Raw genomic sequence first — 945 nt, 5'->3', positions numbered from 1 at the left:
ATGAGGATTTCGCCCCCTGCGCTCCGGCGTAAGAGGAAATCTGATGTGAGCCGTGGTAGTTCGGTGTCATCCAGGTCGCTGGGTGAACTGGACACCACATAGACCATGCAATGGTGTTTTGACTCATCACGAGTCAAAACCCGCCAACACCCCCTCAGTACCGGGAACCAGGTACTGAGGTATACATTCCGGTTGATCCTGCCGGAGGCCATTGCTATTGGGATTCGACTTAGCCATGCTAGTTGCACGAGTTCAGACTCGTAGCGAATAGCTCAGTAACACGTGGCCAAACTACCCTTCGGAACACAATACCCTCGGGAAACTGAGGCTAATAGTGTATACCACAGTCCACCTGGAATGAGGACTGTGCCAAACGCTCCGGCGCCGAAGGATGTGGCTGCGGCCGATTAGGTAGACGGTGGGGTAACGGCCCACCGTGCCAATAATCGGTACGGGTCATGAGAGTGAGAACCCGGAGACGGAATCTGAGACAAGATTCCGGGCCCTACGGGGCGCAGCAGGCGCGAAACCTTTACACTGCACGACAGTGCGATAAGGGAATCCCAAGTGCGTAGGCATAGAGCCTACGCTTTTGTACACCTTAGGGAGGTGCACGAATAAGGGCTGGGCAAGACCGGTGCCAGCCGCCGCGGTAATACCGGCAGCCCGAGTGATGGCCGATCTTATTGGGCCTAAAGCGTCCGTAGCTGGCCGCACAAGTCTATCGGAAAATCCACCCGCTCAACGGGTGGGCGTCCGGTGGAAACTGTGCGGCTTGGGACCGGAAGGCGCGACGGGTACGTCCGGGGTAGGAGTGAAATCCCGTAATCCTGGACGGACCGCCGATGGCGAAAGCACGTCGCGAAGACGGATCCGACAGTGAGGGACGAAAGCTAGGGTCTCGAACCGGATTAGATACCCGGGTAGTCCTAGCCGTAAACAATG

General features: G+C 57.1%; 1 rRNA gene. It reads left to right on the top strand.

Going from position 1 to position 945, the window contains the following annotated elements:
- Positions 1–185: 185 nt before the first annotated feature.
- A 16S ribosomal RNA gene (locus ACNSN4_RS16535) occupies positions 186–945 on the top strand; the annotation flags it as partial.

The organism is Halorubrum marinum (assembly GCF_048381195.1).
Taxonomy (GTDB): Archaea; Halobacteriota; Halobacteria; order Halobacteriales; family Haloferacaceae; genus Halorubrum.
This window is presented reverse-complemented; position numbering and strand designations above follow the sequence as displayed.